The sequence below is a fragment of the Rhodococcus sp. S3 genome (assembly GCF_058211795.1).
Genome location: NZ_CM177074.1, coordinates 5,034,944 through 5,051,999, shown reverse-complemented (window position 1 = coordinate 5,051,999; position 17,056 = coordinate 5,034,944). Strand labels below are relative to the sequence as shown.

Here is a 17,056-nt window from a genome sequence, read left to right as displayed (position 1 = left end):
CGTCGGAAATACTGCCGGAGAACGACTTACGCGTCGGCTCCGATGATGAACGCCTCGAGCTCGGCACGAGCCTTGTCGTCGGCCATCTGGACCGGCGGGGACTTCATCAGATATGCCGAGGCCGGGAGGATCGGGCCGCCGATGCCGCGGTCCTTGGCGATCTTCGCCGCGCGGATGGCGTCGATGATGATGCCGGCCGAGTTCGGGGAGTCCCAGACCTCGAGCTTGTACTCGAGGTTCAGCGGGGCGTCACCGAAGGCGCGACCCTCGAGGCGGACGTACGCCCACTTGCGGTCGTCGAGCCACTGCACGTAGTCGGAGGGGCCGATGTGCACGTCGCGGTCGTGGACCTTGCCGGCGAGGGGGCCGTTGAGGTTCGACGTGACGGCCTGGGTCTTGGAGACCTTCTTCGACTCCAGACGCTCGCGCTCGAGCATGTTCTTGAAGTCCATGTTGCCGCCGACGTTGAGCTGGTACGTGCGGTCGAGCACGACACCGCGGTCCTCGAACAGCTTCGCCATCACGCGGTGGGTGATGGTGGCGCCGACCTGCGACTTGATGTCGTCGCCGACGATCGGGACACCGGCGTCGGCGAACTTCTGCGCCCACTCGGGGTCGGAGGCGATGAACACGGGGAGAGCGTTGACGAAGGCGACGCCCGCGTCGATGGCGCACTGCGCGTAGAACTTGTCGGCCTCCTCGGAACCCACGGGGAGGTAGGAGACGAGAACGTCGACCCGGGCGTCCTTGAGCGCCTGAACCACGTCGACGGGCTCGGCGTCGGACAGCTCGATGGTCTCGGAGTAGTACTTGCCGATGCCGTCGAGCGTGTGGCCGCGCTGGACGGGCACACCGAGCGGCGGCACGTCGGCGATCTTGATGGTGTTGTTCTCGCTCGCGAGGATCGCCTCGGACAGGTCGAAGCCGACCTTCTTGGCATCCACGTCGAACGCAGCGACGAACTGGACGTCGCGCACGTGGTAGGAACCGAATTCGACGTGCATCAGGCCGGGGACGGTGGTCTCGGCGTCCGCATCCTTGTAGTACTCGACGCCCTGGACCAGGGAAGAGGCACAGTTCCCCACGCCCACAATGGCCACGCGCACCGCGGTGCTGTTCTCACCCATGGTCGGGTTCTCCTTCTTTGTTGCGTGCTGCTGACGACTGCTCGGCGGCAATGAGTTCGTTGAGCCAGCGGACTTCGCGCTCGCTGGACTCGAGGCCGAGCTGATGGAGCTGACGGGTGTAACGATCGAGTGTGCCGCTGGCCCGTCCGATCGCATCGCGGAGCGCTTCTCTGCGCTCCTCGACCTGGCGGCGCCTGCCTTCGAGAATTCGCATCCGCGCTTCGGCGGGAGTGCGACCGAAGAAGGCGAGGTGCACGCCGAATCCGTCATCGGTGTAGTTCTGCGGTCCCGTGTCGGCGACCAGCTCGGTGAAGCGTTCTCGACCCTTCGGGGTGAGCTGGTAGACGCGGCGGGCACGTCGCTTCACGGGACCGGGAGTCCCCGAATCCTCTTCGATGAGGCCATCCGCCTGCATTCTCCGCAGAGTCGGATAGAGCGACCCGTACGAGAAGGCGCGGAAGGCCCCGAGAAGCCCGGTCAGACGCTTGCGCAGCTCGTAGCCGTGCATGGGCGATTCGAGGAGGAGCCCGAGTATCGCCAGTTCCAGCACGGGTCACCTCCTGTTTCCGTTCGAACCAACCGATTGATACGACGCAGAACTATATCGCGCCGATATATACGACGATACGCCCCACACGGTTCGTGTCACGTCCGGTTGCGGACGACCGCCCTCCTCGAGGCCCGATCGGAAATGCATCGGTACCGCCTCGACCACCCGACTTCGATGTCCGGTGGGCCACTCCGCGCCCATCGCCGCATCGCCCGCACGTACTCTGGAAGCCGTGCGAATTCAGCGGCAGGTGGTGGACTACGCGTTGCAGCGACGCTCGCTGCTCGCCGAGGTCTACTCGGGGCGGCGCGGAGTCAGCGAGGTCTGCGACGCGAGCCCCTATCTGCTGCGGGCGGCGAAATTTCACGGACGGGGCAGCGATGTGATGTGCCCCATCTGCCGTAAGGAGCAGTTGACCCTCGTCTCGTGGGTCTTCGGCGACAAACTCGGTCCGGTGTCCGGGTCGGCGCGCACTCCCGAAGAGTTGGTGCGTCTGGCCGCCAGCCAGGAAGAATTCTCGGTTCACGTGGTCGAGGTGTGCCGTACCTGCAGCTGGAATCACCTGGTGCAGTCGTACGTCCTGGGATCGCAACCCGCCCCCAAGAGCCCGCGTCGCCGGTCGACGGGATCGAGCCGTCGTACCGCCAGCGAGTGAAGGGGTACCGGCAACGTGCCCGTACGCTTTCTCGTGGAGTTCGCTCCTGGGTCCGACCCGCACGACCTGATCGTCGCGTCGTCCGCTGCGCACAATCGTGGATCGGCTGCCGTCCGCCGGCATCGCCGATCGGCCGTTCGTGGAGCAGTGTCGAGGCCGCGGCGTGATGCGTCGCGAGAACAGTTGGAGATGAGTACGTGAGTTCCCCCGACAACGAACCCGAGGACAACAAGGCCGTTCCGCCCCAGCGCGGCGGTCCCGCCGGGCCGCAGCCCGGGCAGCAACGTCCCGGTCCTCCTGCCGGTGCCGGTCCGGGACAGCAGCGCCCTGCCCAGGGACCGGTGCAGGGTCGTCCGTTGCCGCCGCAACCGCGACCGCAGGGTCAGCCGGGAGCGCAGGGTCAGCCGGGTGTGCAGGGACAGCCGGGTCGACCGGGCGGACAGCCCGGCCCCGCAGGTCAGCAGCCGCCGCGCCCCGGCGGCCGGCCGCCGTACCCGCCCCAGGGCCCCGGTCAGGGGCAGCGTCCTCAAGTCCCCGGTCAGGGGCAGCGTCCTCAGGCTCCCGGTCAGGGACCGCGCCCTCAGGGTCCCGTCCAGGGACAGCGTCCTCCGGCTCCCGGTCAGGGGCAGGGACCGCAGGGTCCGGGCCCCCAGCAGGGCCGGTCGGGACAGCCGTACCCGCCGCGCGGACCGGTACCCGCTCCGGGCGCCAACCAGCCGCGCAACCCGAACCAGTCGTTGCCGCCCGGCGCGGTGCCTCCCGTCCAGCGCACGCCGCAGGCCGATCCGACCGTCGCCATGCGTCCCGGAGCGGACGCACCAGGTGCGCAGCGTCCCGGAGCGGATGCCCCGACGCAGCGGGTCTCCGCTGCGATGGGTGCGAGCGCTGCAGCGGGTGCTGCAGGGACTGCGAGCGCTGCGAACGATGCACCCACGACGCGCGTCGCCGGCGGCCCGCCCGCAGGCGGACCTCCCACCGTTCCGCCCGGGGGCGGTTCGGGTGGCGGCGCCGGCGGTGGAAAGGGCGGCGGCAAGAGCAACCGCTGGCGCACGATCCGCCGGATCGGGTACGTCGTGGTCGCCGCCGGCATCCTCGTCCCGATCCTCATGTTCATGTTGGCGTACGTCGTCCAGGACGTGCCGCGCCCCGGTGAGCTGCAGACGAACCAGGCTGCGACCATCTACAACTCCGACGGCGAGGGCGTCATCACGAAGGTGATCCCGCCGGAGGGCAACCGCACCGAGGTCGAACTCGACGCGATTCCCGTGCACGTCCGCAACGCCGTGCTCGCTGCCGAGGACCGCGATTTCTACAGCAATCCCGGCTTCTCGGTCACCGGCTTCGCGCGTGCCGCCCGCGACAACGTGCTCGGCCGCGACAGCGCCGGTGGTGGTTCGACCATCACCCAGCAGTACGTGAAGGTCGCCGTCGTCGGTTCCGAGCGGACGTTGACGCGAAAGCTCAAGGAGCTGGTGCTGTCGACGAAGATGGCGAACCAGTGGGCGAAGGACGACATCCTCGCGGCCTATCTCAACACCATCTACTTCGGCCGTGGTGCCTACGGCATCGCCGCGGCGTCGAACGCGTACTTCGGCAAGCCCGTCGGTGAGCTCACCGTCGAGGAGGGCGCCGTTCTCGCGTCGTCGATCCAGCTGCCGTCGCTGCTCGATCCCGAGCAGAACCCCGAGGGTGCGGAGGCGCGCTGGAACTACGTGCTCGACGGCATGGTCGCCGCCGGCACGCTCGATGCGGCCGAGCGGACGGGTATGAAGTACCCGGCCTACGTGCCCGTCGCGGAGCTCGACAACGGCGACCAGTCGTCCGGTCCCGAAGGCCTGATCAAGAACCAGGTGCTCGCAGAGCTGTCCCGCGAGGGCATCGACGAGAATCTCCTCAACACGGCCGGTCTCCAGATCACCACGACGATCGACCCGCAGGCCCAGCAGTCGGCGGTCGAGGCGGCGCAGAGCAATCTCGAGGGTGAACCCGAGGAGTTGCGTACCGCGGTGGTGTCGGTCGATCCCCGGTCGGGGGCGATCCGCGCCTACTACGGCGGTGAGAGCGGTGTCGGTTACGACTTCGCCCAGTCCGGTCTGCAGACGGGTTCGTCGTTCAAGGTGTTCGGCCTGGCCGCCAATCTCGACCAGGGCGTGCCGTTGTCGCAGACCTACGACAGCGGTCCGCTGACGGTCAACGGCATCAAGATCGGCAACGTCGAGGGCGAGTCGTGCGGGCAGTGCACCATCGCCGAAGCGCTCAAGCGGTCGCTGAACACGAGCTTCTACCGGATGATGCTCGAGATGGACAACGGCCCGCAGGCCATCGCCGACATGGCGCACAAGCTGGGCATCGCGAAGGAACTGCCGGGCATCGGTGAGACGCTCACCGAGCCGGGTGGCATCGGCCCCAACTACGGCATCGTGCTGGGCCAGTACCAGTCGCGCGTGCTCGACATGGCCTCGGCGTACGCCACGCTCGCGGCGTCCGGTCGTCATCACGAGCCGTACTTCGTGCAGAAGGTCGTGACGTCCGACGGTGAGGTGCTCCTCGATCGCGGTACCCCCGCCGGTGAGCAGGTCGTGGACGCGGCGGTGGCCGACAACACCACCTCCGCGATGACCCCGATCGCCGCGTACTCGAACGGGCACGCCCTCGCCGGCGGCCGCCCGTCCGCAGCGAAGACCGGTACCGCCCAGCTCGGCGACACCGGCTCCAACAAGGACGCGTGGATGGTCGGCTACACGCCGTCGCTGTCGACTGCGGTGTGGGTCGGCACCGAGGAGGGCCTGCCCCTCGAGAACAGCTGGGGCGGCATGATCTACGGCTCGGGCATCCCGTCGGACATCTGGAAGGACACGATGGACGGCGCTCTCGAGGGCACCGACGTCGAGTCGTTCCCGAAGCCGGAACCGATCGCCGGTGTCTCCGGCGTGCCGGCGTGGACCGCGTCGACGACGGCGCCGGCCACCCGTGAGGAGACCACCACCTCGCGTGTCGTGCCGAGCCTTCCCGAGGTTCCAGAGATCACCACGCAGAACGTGGAGATCTTCCCCGGCGTCACGATTCCTGTTCCGGGTGTCGCCCCGCAGACGACCACCCAGAACGCGCCCTCCCGTCCCGGCACCGGCGGTCAGCAGGAGGAGAGCGAGGACACCGGCGGCGGAACCGGCGGCGGTGGTACCGGCGACGACTCCGACGAGGGTGGATCGCCTCCGCAGAACCGCATCCCGGGACTCGAGAGCCCCGCGATCCCGGGCGCGCAGGGAGGCGGATTCCAGGGCGCGCAGGGCGGTAGCCCCCAGGGCGCGTTCGAATACGCTCCGGCCGGGTAGCCTCGCCGCGTGAGCGACGACCGGGGATCCGACGCCCGGCCGGTGGTGTCCGCTGCACCACCGGCCGAGGATCGTCGTTCCCTGGACTGGCGTGACACCCCCGGGCGTACCGACCCGACGGTGTCGCGCCTGACCGCCGTCATCGGCGGTCCGGTGGGCCGGCACGCCGTGCTCGGGCGCACCCGCTTCTTCACTCCCCTGCGGGCGATGTTGCTGCTCGCGGTCGTCTTCCTCGCCTTCGGCTGGTTCACGAAGGCGGCCTGCGTCCAGCAGGGACCCGTCGGTCCCGACGGTGCGCTCGGCCTGGACTGGAGCGGCAACCGGCAGTACGTGGCGATGTGTTATTCCGACATCGTTCCGCTCTACGGCGCCGAACGGCTCGCCGAGGGCGCCTTCCCGTACCGGACGTCGTGGGAGGAACCCGGCCCCGACGGGCAGATGCAGACCCGGTACATGGAGTATCCGGTGCTCGCGGGTCTCTACCAGTACGGCTCGATGCGCATCGCGAAGGCGTGGGACGCCACGCCGTGGTTGCCCGACGCATTGCAGGTCGCGATCTACTTCGCCGTCGTCGCAGTCGGTCTCGCGCTCGCCTGGCTCGTCACGGTGTGGGCCACCGCGATGTCGGCGGGCCGCAGGATCTGGGACGCCGCACTCGTCGCCGCGTCACCGCTGGTCGTGGTGCACGCCTTCACCAACTTCGACGCCCTGGCCACGGCCTTCGCCGCCGGTGGCCTGCTGGCGTGGGCCCGCCGTCGACCGGTTCTCGCCGGCGTGCTGCTCGGCCTCGGTGCGGCGACGAAGTTGTATCCCTTGCTGTTGCTCGGTCCGCTGCTGGTGCTGTGCCTGCGGACCGGCCACCTGCGGTCGTTCGCCCGCACCGCGGGAGCGGCCGCGGCGGCGTGGCTGGTGGTGAACCTGCCGATCATGGTGCTGTACCCGCGCGGATGGGCGGAGTTCTTCCGGCTCAACTCCGATCGCGGAGCGGACCCGGATTCGATCTACAACGTGCTGCACTCGTTCGTGGGTTGGCCGGCCTGGTCGGCCTCGACCTTCAACGGGGTCTCGCTCGTGTTGTTCGCCGCGGCCTGCGCCGCGATCGGGTGGATCGGGCTCACCGCGCCGCGCCGCCCCCGCCTCGCGCAACTGTGTTTCCTCCTCGTCGCGGCCTTCCTGCTCACGAACAAGGTGTGGAGTCCGCAGTATTCGCTGTGGCTCGTGCCGCTCGCCGTGCTGGCCGTACCCCACCGGCGCGCACTGGTCGCCTGGATGACGATCGATGCGCTGGTGTGGGTTCCGCGCATGTACTACTACCTCGGTCCCGATCGGAAGGGGCTGCCGGAGCAGTGGTTCACCGCCACCGTCTTCCTGCGCGACGTCGCCGTCGTGGCACTGTGCGCGGTCGTGCTGTGGCAGATCCGGCGTCCGGTACGGGATCCCGTGCGATACGGCTTCGTCGACGATCCGGTCGGTGGCGTGCTCGACCAGGCTCCCGACCGTCCGCCGCGGTGGTTGCCCGCCAGGTTGCGGCCTGCTCACCATCGGGTCACGAGAGAAGAATCATCCGAACGATGTATATCGGAGGCTTCGCCGGCGCCCTAGGCTCGGGAACGAGCACGAGGGGGGAGAATGGCGAGCGGCGGACGGAGATTCGGAGCGGGGACGGATGTCACCGCATCACAGTTCACGACGTGTGAGCTGGCGTGGACGGTCGCGGCCGGCGACGCCACCGCGATCCCACGACTCCTGCACGACCTGCATCCGCTCGTGATCGCCTACTTCCGGGCCCGCGCGAAAGCCGCCGGAGGTACTTTCGCCGACGCCGATCGTCTCGCCCTGGCCGCCTGCCGGGCGATCCTCGCCGAACTCACCGCCCCGTCCGGGGCCGACCGGCCCTTCCTGCGGTTGGCCTACACGGTGGTCGTCGACGCGGCCGATGCGGAGTTCGTGAACCCGCGGGCCTTCCCTCTGACCCGGCTCCAGCAGGAGATCCTCATCCTGCGCACCATCGTGGGCCTCGACTCGCGGCAGACCGCGGTGGCTCTCGCCGTGGCGCCGGGGCGGGTCGGTGTCGAGCAGCACGCCGCGCTGAGTTCCCTGCGCGCAGCCTGAAACAGGGCCGGCGGAGTCCACGCCCACAAACGAGTGGACGAACCACACCTCTCAGGACGATTTGTCGTTAATATCCGATTCGTCACTTCTGGCTACGGGACTGTCGGGGACCTGTCGACCGCGCCTTGGAGGTTCGCCGTGCCCTGCACTTCCGACGATCCCTGACCTCACGCGCGCCGGCGCGTCACCGCTCGTGCGACGTCACATCCGTGCGGTGTCACCACTCCTCCAGCGTCGTCAGGCCGTCCTGGAGCGCGCGTGCCAGCAGACTCGCCTTCGTCGAGGCATCCCGCCCGGCTGCCGCGTACTTGAGGCGGATCCGCTGCAGGTGCGTGTTCAACGTGCCCACCGAGATGAACAGCCGCCTCGCCGCTTCGGTCTTCGAATCCGCTGCCAGCCAGGTGAGCAGAACTTCCCTCTCACGGGCGCTGAGCAGAGGCCGCACGAGGCCGCCGACACGCATGTCGTGGAACGAGGACGAACGGTGCTGAGCGTTCACGGCGAACCGCCTCTCGGCTGACGAAGAGTCTGGGAGCCGGCGCGAATGCGCCACCCCGAATCCTCGTCGCCGTCGGTGCGAAGACCTACGCCCGCGCGCGATCCCGTACGAAATCCGTACAGCCATACATTGCTGACCTGCGGAAACGCAGATCCTTCCCGAGGGAACCGTAGATGACGGAAACAACCGTGGAGGCGGCCGACCCGACCTCCATCACCTCCCGGGCCGAGTTCGGCCGGGCCCTGACCGCCCTGCGAACCCGAGCGGGACTGTCCATCCGTGACGTCGTCGACGCGTCCGGGGCACTGCACGGCACGGTCGCCGGATGGTTCTCCGGACAGCACCTGCCGACCCGCGCCAGCGAGCCGGCCTTCCGCGCCGTGCTCGCGGCGTGCGGGGTCGCCGACGAGACCGAGGCGGACACCTGGATCGCGGCTGCGCGTCGCGCCCGGCAGGCACGGACCAAGCGCCGGGACACCGGCCCGATCCCCTATCGCGGTCTGTCCTCCTTCGAGGCGGAGGACACCGAATGGTTCTTCGGCCGCGACGACATCACCGAGGACGTTCTCCGCCGGATCCGCGCCGCGGTCGCCGGACAGGGGCCGAGGGTGATCCTCGTCGTCGGTCCTTCCGGCGCGGGCAAGTCGTCTCTGCTGCGGGCCGGTGTCGCTGCCGCCGTCGGTTCCGACGAGACCGATCTCCGCGACTGGAAGCCCGTCGTCCTGACCCCCGCGTCGGCAGGTCCGGACAAGCTCGCCGGCGCCCTCGACGTCGAGCACCCGACCGTTCTCGTCGTCGACCAGTTCGAGGAATTGTGGACCGCCGGCGAGGAAGAGGACCGCCACGCCTTACTCGCACACCTCGCGCAGCCGTCCGACGACATCGTCGTCGTCCTCGGGCTCCGGGCCGACTTCTACGGACTCGCCGCACGGGAACCGCACCTCGTGCCGATCCTCGAGTCCGGGCCCGTCGTCGTCGGCCCCATGTCGGCAGCCGAACTCGAATCCGTCATCGTGCAACCGGCGGCCAAGGCGGGGGTGACCGTCCCGCCGGAACTGGTGAAGGTGCTGCTGACCGACCTCGCTCCCCGCGCGTCGCGAACTCACCCGTGCCGCGCAGGTGTGGGAGGACAGCGACCGCGACGACACCACGCTGCTCGGCGGTGGCCGGCTCGTCCTCCACGACGACTGGAGTCGCGTCGACGACAACGCCGACGCGCTCAACGACACCGAACGGGCGTTCCTCGCCCGGAGCGTCGCGCACCGGGACGCCGAGGTCGAAGCGGAGCGTCGCCGGACCAGGGTGCTCCGGCGGCTCGTGGGCGCCCTCACCGCGACGGCGGTGATCGCCCTCGTGCTCGTCGTCGTCGCCACCGCCGCCGGAATCAGCGCGCGTACCGAACGCGCCGAGGCCCAGCGCGCACGCGACGACGCGATGTCGCGCCAGATCGCGACCGTCTCGTCGCAGTTGTCGGCCACCGAACCCGCCGTCGCCGCCCAGTTCGCGCTGGCCGGCTACCGTGTCGCCGACACCGTGGAGGCGCGCTCGGCGCTGCTGGACACCACCGGTGTGCGCACCCCCGTACGTCTGACGGGGCCGGCCGGTCCCCTCCAGGCCCGCAGCACACCCGACGGGGGCACTGTGATCAGTGCCGCAGCCGACGGCACGGTGCGGTTGTGGGCGGTGGGCGAGACCGGACCGTCGATCACCCCGACCGCGGAATTCGGTGCGGGAGACGGCGCCGCCGAACTCTATGCGCTCGCCGTGTCACCGGACGGCGATTCCGTCGCGGTGGGTGGTCAGGGCGGGATCTGGCTCTGGGACATCCGTGATCGCACCTCACCGCAGCAGCAGGCGGTGCTCGCCGACTCCGACCACACGGCGTATTCTCTCGAATTCTCTCCGGACGGACGGCAACTCGTGGCGGGAACGGGATCCGGCACGGTGCTGCGATGGAACACGGATGCCGGCGGGGTGAGAGAACTGCCCCCACTCGATCATCCGGTCGAAGGTGCTGTGAACCCGGCGTTCTCGCCCGACAACCGGTGGCTCGTCGTGGCCGGCAGACAGATGTCGCTGCGGGTGTGGGACGCACGGACGCAGGATTCCGGCACGCGACCGGTGTTCGAGACGTTACCGGACGGCGGCACCGAACATCTTCTGTCGGTGGCCTTCTCGGCCGACGGACGCACGGTCGCGGCCGGTACCACCGGACGTCACGTATTGCGTTGGGACATGGTCGATCCCGCGACGCCGGTGCCCCTGGTCGCCCTCGAGGGATTCACCAGTTATGTCAACACCGTCGCGTTCGCTCCGGACGGTCGTCGCCTGGTCGCGGGCAGCTCCGACAATACCGTCCGCATCTGGGCGGACGGAACGACTCCCGACGCCGCCGAATCGATCACGACACTGCCCGGTTCCAATCCCGTGACCTCGGTCGTCTTCGCCGACGAGGGTCGCGCAGTGCTCACCGCGGCACTGGACGGCTCGGTGGGATGGTGGCCGGTGCCCGGCCCGGTCCTACCCGCGGACGAGGCCGTCTACGTCACTCCCGTCGATGCGGACGGCGCTCTCGTCCTCTTCGGCCAGGGAAGGACGAACGCCCTGCCGCTGTGGGACATCACCGATCCCGGTGCGGTGGTGCAACTGCCGTCCCTGAATCCTCCCGTCGAGGACCGGTTCAACGGTGCCGCAGCACTGTCGAAGACCGGATCACTCGCTGCTGCAGGAACATCCGGCGGCTCCGTGCACCTGTGGGATCTGACGGACCCCGCGACGCCACAGTTCACCGGGACCGCCGAAGGTGTCGTCACGGGCGTCGTCGGAGTGGTCGAGTTCGCCCCCGGCCGACCCGTCGTGGCGGTGGCGGCGACGGAGGACGAGAAGGTTGCGATCGTCGACGCCTCCGATCCGGCTGCTCCGCGCGTCGTCGGCACCTTCGAGGCGGACGACTATCCGTACATGCTGTCGTGGCATCCCACTGCCGACATCGTGGCCGTGGCGAGCGCCGGTGGCCTCGTCGAACTGTGGGATCTCTCGGATCCCGCCGAGCCGGCGCGGATCTCCGAGCTGTCCGGATTCGAGAGTCAGGCGCAGACGGTTGCGTTCGGCGGCGACGGAACGATCCTCGCCGCGGCGAGCGCCGACCGCAGTGTGCGCCTGTGGGATGTCGCGGAGCCTGCCGCCCCACGCGAACTGGCACGGATCACCGGGCCGGCGGATGCGGTGTACTCGCTGCACTTCTCCCCCGACGGGGATCGTCTCGCGGCGGGCGTCGGCGACGGGTCGGCGTGGATCTGGGACGTCACCCGACCGGACTCCCCCATCACCCACGCGGTGCTCACCGCTTACTGAAGCCGTGTCTACGACGCCACCTTCGCGCACGACGGAGCGGTGCTCGTCGGAGGCGGTCCGGACCTTTCCGTGCGGCTGTGGCAACTCGATCCCGAGACCGTCGCGGCGACACTGTGTTCCACGGTCGGGACTCCGGTGACCGAGGACGAATGGGAACGGCACCTGCCGGGCGTGCCCTTCCGGCCGCCGTGCGGCGACACGGCATGAATCGGGAGGATCGGAAGATGTTCCGACCGAGCCGGATTCATCCGATTGCAGGATACGCACGCGCCGCGCGGTGTGGGAATGTCCAGGTGGGGGATTCAACGCATCGATCATCGGAGGAAGCATGTCTCGTATTCGCAGGTCGGGTCTGCGCGTGGTTCTGACGGCCGCCACGGTGGCGGCGGTCGCATTCGGTGCGCCCGTTGCCGCTTCGGCCGCTCCCACCGGCAGCGCCGGCAGCAACGATCTGCCGGGCAGTGTCGCCGATCTGCCCGGCAGCGTGTCCGAACTGCCCGGCAGCGTGGTGGATCTGGGCGGGCGCGCGATCGATCTCGGCAGTGCGATCCTGGGCAACGGGTCGTCGCTGCCGACGACGCAGAAGTGCGACCAGTCGCGGCAGTCCGGAGGGGAAGGTGTCACCAGCACCTACCACGAGCTGGGTCGCAGTGGTCCCACGTCGTTCCTGCTGGACTGGGAGACCTTCGACGTTCCCGACCGAATCCAGGTGTTCTACGGTGGTTCCCAGATCCACGACACCGGTCGTATCGGTGACAGCATCAACGAAGGCACCGGATCGGCTGTGGTGAACGTGCCGGCCGGGAGTGCGTCCTCGGTTCTCGTCCGAGTGACCGGTGAGCCCGGGACGGCGTGGGAGTACACGGTCAACTGCCCGATCCTCTGACGGTCAGATCCGTAGGGCGGTGAACGGCGCGACCGGGATGTTGCGCACGACGAACCACACCGCCGTCAGGACCAGCACGAGGTGCGGGGCCCACCGGTATCGTGTCCACCGCGGCATCGGTGTGCCCCGCACCCTGCTCCACGTCCACAGACCGAAGACCACGGTCAGCACGCCCAGCGCGACGAGACCGAGGGCGTTGTAGTGCAACGCTGCCGGTACGTCGAGATGGACGAGCGAGTACAGCATCCGTGACGAACCGCAACCGGGACAGAGGATTCCGAACAGCGAGTAGGTGGGGCACGGCGGAATGATCCCGCCCGGCGTGGTCGGGTCGGCCCACGCCACCGCGGCGCACACCGCGACCGCGCCCACGGCGATCGCCATGGGGGCTGCGAGCGCGCGCCTTGTCCTCATCGCACCGGGCGCTCCTCGAGCCGGGCGCGCACCCCGGGCCATTCGTCGTCCGTGAGGGAGAACAGGGCGGTGGTCCGCCAGCTGCCGTCACGGCGCCTGCGGTGCTTGCGGAGCAGACCCTCCTCGGTGGCGCCGAGCCGGCGCAGGGCGTCGCGTGAACGGGTGTTGCGTTCGTCGGCGTGCCAGGTCACGCGTACGGCCCCGAGGTCGTCGAAGGCGCGCTGCAGCAGAAGCAGTTTCGACTCGCTGTTCACGTGGGTCCGCTGCACTCGGGTCGACAGCCAGGTGTAGCCGATCACCAGTGTGCGGTGGGCCGGTTCGAGGAGGTAGTAGGACGTCGACCCCAGCACCTCACCGGTCGCCTTGTCGACGATCGCGTAGGGCAGCCGGGACGGATCGGCCACGGCCTGGCGCACGAACGTGCGCGCGTCGTCGAGGTCGCGGATCACGAGGTGCGTCCAGGCGAAGATCGTGTCGGGATCGTCGGCGGCCTTCAGCAGTCCTTCGGCGTGCGCGTCGTCGAGGGGCTCGAGTCGGATCCGGGGACCCTCGAGGAGGGGATGTTCCGTCCAGTTGTCGTTCATCGCGTTCTCCCGGTCGTCGTCGGACGGCGAGCGTAGTCCGTCCGTTCCGTCTTCTGCCACGGAGTTCTGGGTGGGACGCGCAGGAAGACGAAGAACAGCACGACCAGCAGGACCGCGCGTCCCCACACCCCGATGTGGACGAGGGTGAGCGGCACGGCCATGTCCGCTTCGCCGGCGGTCGCGGCGAACCACCGGAAGATGCCGATGCCGATGGCGAGATCGGCGAGGAGATAGGCGGCGACGAGCCCCCACGGCACGCGCAGCAGGATCAGCAGCGGCAGCAGCCACAGCGTGTACTGCGGTGAGTGCACCTTGTGGAAGAGTATGAACCCGCACAGCATCGCGGCACCGGTACCGAGCCACGGATAGATGCCGTCGCGGAGGTATCGGCGCCATCCGAGCCACAGTGCGAGCGCGAACGACAGCGCGATCAGCGTCGGCGACAGCTGGGCGACGAGGTCGTTGTACTGGGGGGTGTTCTCGTATTCCTGGTAGCCGCCCATCAACGGCCGCAGACCCCAGTACCAGATCGAATTGCTGGTCCCGTCCGCTTCCCGGTTCTGCTGGAAGGCGAACGACGCCCGCCAGCCCTCGTAGCCGAGGATCGCGAAGGGCAGGTTGATCGCGGCGACCGTCGCCGCCGCCGTGCCCGCGACGGCGAGGGCGCCGGGGACGTCCCGCTTCCGGTCGGGTGAGCTCCCGCCGGTGAGGACGTAGGCGATGAGCGGCAGCACGAAGATGCCCGGATAGAGCTTGAGACAGAAGCCCACGCCCAGCAGTAGCGCGGCGACCACTCCGCGGGTCCGCAGCGACCAGCGTTCGATCGTCAGCACCGCGACGGCGGCGACGGTGACCGCCACGACCGGCAGGTCCCAGTTGAGGAAGGCGTAGAGCACGATCGGCGGAGTGAGCGACCACAACAGCGCCGCCCATCCCGCCATCCGGGCGAGCAACCACGCGGTGATCAGCCCGAAGGGGGCGAGTAACAGCGCCGACTGCAGGAGGAACTCCGCGTCGGTGTGGGCACCGATCGCTCCGATCCACATGAGCACCCCGCTGAGCACGGGATATTCGACGGTGCCTCCGGTCAGTGCCCCCGACGAGGTGATGCCCCCGTCGACGAAGGGGAAGACGTGGAGGTTGATGCCGCGGCCGATCCACAGCTGCTGGATGTCGGAATAGCAGACGTCGGCGTCCTTGATGTCCTCGAACCGCAGCGTGCGGCCCTCGGCGTCGAAGGTGGGGCCGGCGCACCGGGCCTTGTTCAGGTAGCCGAAGCACATCATCACCGCGCACGTCAGGACGGCGACGAGCGAGACGGTCCCGGAGCTCGTGCGCATGCCCTCACCCTAGGACAAATCCCCTGCCCGCGACGGTCGGCGATTTCGCTGGTCGCCGGGCCGTCGTGTACCCTTCATGGGTTGCTGACGCAACGACCCTCCTGTCACGGAACGTCCGTGACCGTTCACAGTCCATAGGAGGTGATGAGGTCTTATGCGTCATTACGAATTGATGATCATCCTGGACCCCAGCCTGGACGAGCGCACCGTCGCTCCCTCGCTGGAGACGTTCCTCAACGTCATTCGCCAGGAAGGCGGCAAGGTCGACAAGGTCGACGTGTGGGGTAAGCGCCGTCTCGCCTACGAGATCGCCAAGAACAGCGAAGGCATCTACGCGGTGATCGACATCAGCGCGACGCCTGCTGCCGTTGCAGAGCTGGATCGCCAGCTCGGCCTGAACGAGTCGGTGCTCCGCACCAAGGTTCTGCGCCACGGCAAGTGAGCCTGTCGGCGCCGGGCCGTAGGCTCTGGCGCATCAGGACTCCCCACACTGCAGGAGGAACCACATGGCAGGCGACACCGTCATCACCGTGGTCGGCAATCTGACCGCCGACCCCGAACTGCGTTTCACCCCCGCGGGTGCTGCGGTTGCGAACTTCACCGTCGCATCCACGCCCCGCGTGTTCGACCGTCAGTCCAACGAATGGAAGGACGGCGAGGCTCTGTTCCTGCGCTGCAACATCTGGCGTGAGGCAGCGGAGAACGTGGCCGAGAGCTTGACTCGCGGCTCGCGTGTGATCGTGCAGGGCCGGCTCAAGCAGCGCAGCTACGAGACGCGTGAAGGCGAGAAGCGCACTGTCGTGGAGCTCGAGGTCGACGAGATCGGCCCCTCGCTCCGTTACGCCACGGCCAAGGTCACCAAGGCCGGTCGCGGTGGCGGTGGCGGAGGCTTCGGTGGTTCCTCCGGTGGATCGGGCGGTGGCCGTCCCGCTCAGAACACGAACGTCGGCGGAGACGACCCGTGGGGCGACGCCCCGCAGTCGGGCTCCTTCGGCGGTTCCGGGGACGACGAGCCTCCGTTCTGATCCGACCTCGATCGGAACATCCAAAATTACGGAGAACGACCATGCCTAAGTCGCCCGCGCGCGAGAAGGTTTTGAAGAAGAAGGTCTGCACCTTCTGCAAGGAAAAGAACGTGCAGATCGATTACAAGGACACGACGCTGCTGCGCAAGTACGTCAGCGATCGCGGCAAGATCCGCGCTCGCCGCGTCACCGGCAACTGCGTGCAGCACCAGCGCGACGTCGCTGTTGCTGTCAAGAACTCTCGTGAGGTGGCTCTGCTCCCTTACGTCTCGACGACTCGCTGAGGAAAGGGAGGGACACGATGAAGCTCATCCTTACTGCTGACGTGGACAACCTCGGTGCGCCTGGCGACACCGTTGAGGTCAAGGACGGCTACGGCCGCAACTACCTGCTGCCCCGCGGCCTGGCGATCGTCGCCACCCGCGGTGCCCAGAAGCAGGTCGAGGGCATCCGCCGTGCTCAGGAGGCTCGCGCCGTGCGTGGCCTCGAGCACGCCCAGGAGCTCAAGGCCGCCATCGAAAGCCTCGAGGACGTCTCGCTGAGCGTCAAGACCTCGAGCGACTCGGGCAAGCTGTTCGGCTCGGTCACCGCTGCCGATGTCGCCGGTGCTCTCAAGGCTGCCGGTGGCCCGGTTGTCGACAAGCGCATCGTCGAGCTGCCCAAGGCTCACATCAAGGCGACCGGCAAGCACCAGATCGTCGTGAAGCTGCACCCGGACGTCACCGCGAAGTTCACGCTGAACGTCGTGGCTGCCTGATTCCGGCCCCGAGGAGCCCCGCGCCTGGTCGGCGTGGGGCTCCTCGTCGTCTGTGCACAGCCTGTGGATAAACAGGGGGTAAACCACACCGTTGTGACTCCTCGGAATGTCGTTCGGGGAACGAATGGGTGAACACGCCCGGCCCTCCGACACGCCGAGATTCTTTTTCTCCACAGGTGTGAACAGGCATTTTTCCGCTCCTACCTGCAGTTACGGGAGATGTGAGATGTGTTGTCCCCAGGTTGTGCACATCCGGTGCACAAGGCTGTCCTCCTCTTTCCACAATTCATCCCCAACTGTGTGCACAACCCGAGTTGTGGCGGGCCATCCGGATCCCTAACGTCGGGCGCACGACTCCACACACAGGATGTCGGTAGGGGCGAGTAGAACCGGACACGAAACCCCGGGTACCGACACCGGG

Annotated in this window: 17 protein-coding genes and 1 pseudogene; 12 read left to right on the top strand and 6 right to left on the bottom strand. The window is 68.4% G+C overall.

What is annotated here, in order from left to right; genetic code table 11:
* Positions 1 to 26: 26 nt before the first annotated feature.
* Together AC0LPE_RS23470 and AC0LPE_RS23465 are read right to left on the bottom strand one after the other, a co-directional pair.
* Positions 27 to 1,127 (bottom strand): inositol-3-phosphate synthase, encoded by a 1,101-nt coding sequence (locus AC0LPE_RS23470; RefSeq protein WP_145690416.1) that lies wholly within the window; start codon positions 1,125 to 1,127, stop codon positions 27 to 29.
* The gene (locus tag AC0LPE_RS23465; RefSeq protein WP_016932952.1) at positions 1,120 to 1,677 is read right to left on the bottom strand and encodes a PadR family transcriptional regulator; all 558 of its coding nucleotides are present in this window, start codon (positions 1,675 to 1,677) and stop codon (positions 1,120 to 1,122) included. Before AC0LPE_RS23465 ends, AC0LPE_RS23470 begins: the two co-directional genes overlap by 8 nt.
* Before the next feature lie 232 nt (positions 1,678 to 1,909).
* Between AC0LPE_RS23465 and AC0LPE_RS23460 the strand changes: the two genes are divergently transcribed.
* The 4 genes from AC0LPE_RS23460 to AC0LPE_RS23445 all read left to right on the top strand — a co-directional run bounded on the left by AC0LPE_RS23460 (position 1,910) and on the right by AC0LPE_RS23445 (position 7,776).
* Positions 1,910 to 2,332, top strand: a complete 423-nt coding sequence (locus tag AC0LPE_RS23460; RefSeq protein WP_172414849.1) for a DUF5318 domain-containing protein — start codon at positions 1,910 to 1,912, stop codon at positions 2,330 to 2,332.
* A 737-nt stretch (positions 2,333 to 3,069) separates the two neighbouring features.
* Complete coding sequence (locus tag AC0LPE_RS23455) at positions 3,070 to 5,664, top strand: transglycosylase domain-containing protein (protein WP_490606395.1); 2,595 nt, start codon at positions 3,070 to 3,072, stop codon at positions 5,662 to 5,664.
* A 9-nt stretch (positions 5,665 to 5,673) separates the two neighbouring features.
* Positions 5,674 to 7,266 (top strand): glycosyltransferase family 87 protein, encoded by a 1,593-nt coding sequence (locus AC0LPE_RS23450; protein ID WP_088896948.1) that lies wholly within the window; start codon positions 5,674 to 5,676, stop codon positions 7,264 to 7,266.
* Between the two features lie 27 nt (positions 7,267 to 7,293).
* Positions 7,294 to 7,776, top strand: a complete 483-nt coding sequence (locus AC0LPE_RS23445) for an RNA polymerase subunit sigma-24 (protein ID WP_160877323.1) — start codon at positions 7,294 to 7,296, stop codon at positions 7,774 to 7,776.
* A gap of 217 nt (positions 7,777 to 7,993) precedes the next feature.
* Here the strand turns inward: AC0LPE_RS23445 and AC0LPE_RS23440 are convergent, their stop codons facing one another.
* Positions 7,994 to 8,275 (bottom strand): response regulator transcription factor, encoded by a 282-nt coding sequence (locus AC0LPE_RS23440; protein WP_016692179.1) that lies wholly within the window; start codon positions 8,273 to 8,275, stop codon positions 7,994 to 7,996.
* Positions 8,276 to 8,448: 173 nt separating this feature from the next.
* Here AC0LPE_RS23440 and AC0LPE_RS23435 point away from each other — a divergent pair.
* The 4 genes and pseudogenes from AC0LPE_RS23435 to AC0LPE_RS23420 form a co-directional block, all read left to right on the top strand.
* Positions 8,449 to 9,306: pseudogene (locus AC0LPE_RS23435) on the top strand (nSTAND1 domain-containing NTPase); the annotation flags it as partial.
* Positions 9,307 to 9,394: 88 nt separating this feature from the next.
* Positions 9,395 to 11,629: a WD40 repeat domain-containing protein gene (locus AC0LPE_RS23430; RefSeq protein ID WP_490605343.1), complete on the top strand. Its 2,235-nt coding sequence runs from the start codon at positions 9,395 to 9,397 to the stop codon at positions 11,627 to 11,629.
* 69 nt (positions 11,630 to 11,698) lie between these two features.
* Positions 11,699 to 11,836 (top strand): hypothetical protein, encoded by a 138-nt coding sequence (locus AC0LPE_RS23425; protein ID WP_490605342.1) that lies wholly within the window; start codon positions 11,699 to 11,701, stop codon positions 11,834 to 11,836.
* Positions 11,837 to 11,957: 121 nt separating this feature from the next.
* On the top strand, positions 11,958 to 12,515 hold the full coding sequence (locus AC0LPE_RS23420; protein ID WP_145690423.1) for a hypothetical protein: 558 nt from the start codon (positions 11,958 to 11,960) through the stop codon (positions 12,513 to 12,515).
* A 3-nt stretch (positions 12,516 to 12,518) separates the two neighbouring features.
* Here AC0LPE_RS23420 and AC0LPE_RS23415 read toward each other — a convergent pair whose 3' ends face one another.
* The 3 genes from AC0LPE_RS23415 to AC0LPE_RS23405 are packed head-to-tail and all read right to left on the bottom strand — an operon-like array spanning position 12,519 to position 14,853.
* Positions 12,519 to 12,899: a DUF2752 domain-containing protein gene (locus tag AC0LPE_RS23415; RefSeq protein ID WP_016692176.1), complete on the bottom strand. Its 381-nt coding sequence runs from the start codon at positions 12,897 to 12,899 to the stop codon at positions 12,519 to 12,521.
* A gap of 26 nt (positions 12,900 to 12,925) precedes the next feature.
* On the bottom strand, positions 12,926 to 13,513 hold the full coding sequence (locus AC0LPE_RS23410) for a GNAT family N-acetyltransferase (RefSeq protein ID WP_423659747.1): 588 nt from the start codon (positions 13,511 to 13,513) through the stop codon (positions 12,926 to 12,928).
* A complete protein-coding gene (locus tag AC0LPE_RS23405; RefSeq protein WP_490605341.1) occupies positions 13,510 to 14,853 on the bottom strand; it encodes a glycosyltransferase 87 family protein in 1,344 nt (447 codons plus the stop codon). Before AC0LPE_RS23405 ends, AC0LPE_RS23410 begins: the two co-directional genes overlap by 4 nt.
* A 154-nt stretch (positions 14,854 to 15,007) precedes the next feature.
* On the opposite strand from AC0LPE_RS23405, the gene rpsF reads away from it, so the two are divergent.
* The 4 genes from rpsF (at position 15,008) to rplI (ending at position 16,635) form a co-directional block, all read left to right on the top strand.
* Complete coding sequence (gene rpsF, locus AC0LPE_RS23400) at positions 15,008 to 15,295, top strand: 30S ribosomal protein S6 (protein WP_006550802.1); 288 nt, start codon at positions 15,008 to 15,010, stop codon at positions 15,293 to 15,295.
* Between the two features lie 64 nt (positions 15,296 to 15,359).
* Positions 15,360 to 15,878: a single-stranded DNA-binding protein gene (locus AC0LPE_RS23395; protein ID WP_006550801.1), complete on the top strand. Its 519-nt coding sequence runs from the start codon at positions 15,360 to 15,362 to the stop codon at positions 15,876 to 15,878.
* Positions 15,879 to 15,919: 41 nt separating this feature from the next.
* Positions 15,920 to 16,162, top strand: a complete 243-nt coding sequence (gene rpsR / locus AC0LPE_RS23390; RefSeq protein ID WP_006550800.1) for a 30S ribosomal protein S18 — start codon at positions 15,920 to 15,922, stop codon at positions 16,160 to 16,162.
* Between the two features lie 17 nt (positions 16,163 to 16,179).
* Positions 16,180 to 16,635, top strand: coding sequence for a 50S ribosomal protein L9 (gene rplI, locus AC0LPE_RS23385; protein ID WP_088896956.1), 456 nt, complete (start codon positions 16,180 to 16,182; stop codon positions 16,633 to 16,635).
* The last annotated feature ends 421 nt before the right edge of the window (positions 16,636 to 17,056 follow it).

What these genes read in the sequence shown, in the direction of transcription:
- AC0LPE_RS23470 (WP_145690416.1), bottom strand. Translation starts at nt 1,127, where the DNA reads ATGGGTGAGAACAGCACCGCGGTGCGCGTGGCCATTGTGGGCGTGGGG.
- AC0LPE_RS23445 (WP_160877323.1), top strand. Translation starts at nt 7,294, where the DNA reads ATGGCGAGCGGCGGACGGAGATTCGGAGCGGGGACGGATGTCACCGCA.
- AC0LPE_RS23420 (WP_145690423.1), top strand. Translation starts at nt 11,958, where the DNA reads ATGTCTCGTATTCGCAGGTCGGGTCTGCGCGTGGTTCTGACGGCCGCC.
- AC0LPE_RS23415 (WP_016692176.1), bottom strand. Translation starts at nt 12,899, where the DNA reads ATGGCGATCGCCGTGGGCGCGGTCGCGGTGTGCGCCGCGGTGGCGTGG.
- AC0LPE_RS23410 (WP_423659747.1), bottom strand. Translation starts at nt 13,513, where the DNA reads ATGAACGACAACTGGACGGAACATCCCCTCCTCGAGGGTCCCCGGATC.
- AC0LPE_RS23405 (WP_490605341.1), bottom strand. Translation starts at nt 14,853, where the DNA reads ATGCGCACGAGCTCCGGGACCGTCTCGCTCGTCGCCGTCCTGACGTGC.
- rpsF (WP_006550802.1), top strand. Translation starts at nt 15,008, where the DNA reads ATGCGTCATTACGAATTGATGATCATCCTGGACCCCAGCCTGGACGAG.
- AC0LPE_RS23395 (WP_006550801.1), top strand. Translation starts at nt 15,360, where the DNA reads ATGGCAGGCGACACCGTCATCACCGTGGTCGGCAATCTGACCGCCGAC.
- rpsR (WP_006550800.1), top strand. Translation starts at nt 15,920, where the DNA reads ATGCCTAAGTCGCCCGCGCGCGAGAAGGTTTTGAAGAAGAAGGTCTGC.
- rplI (WP_088896956.1), top strand. Translation starts at nt 16,180, where the DNA reads ATGAAGCTCATCCTTACTGCTGACGTGGACAACCTCGGTGCGCCTGGC.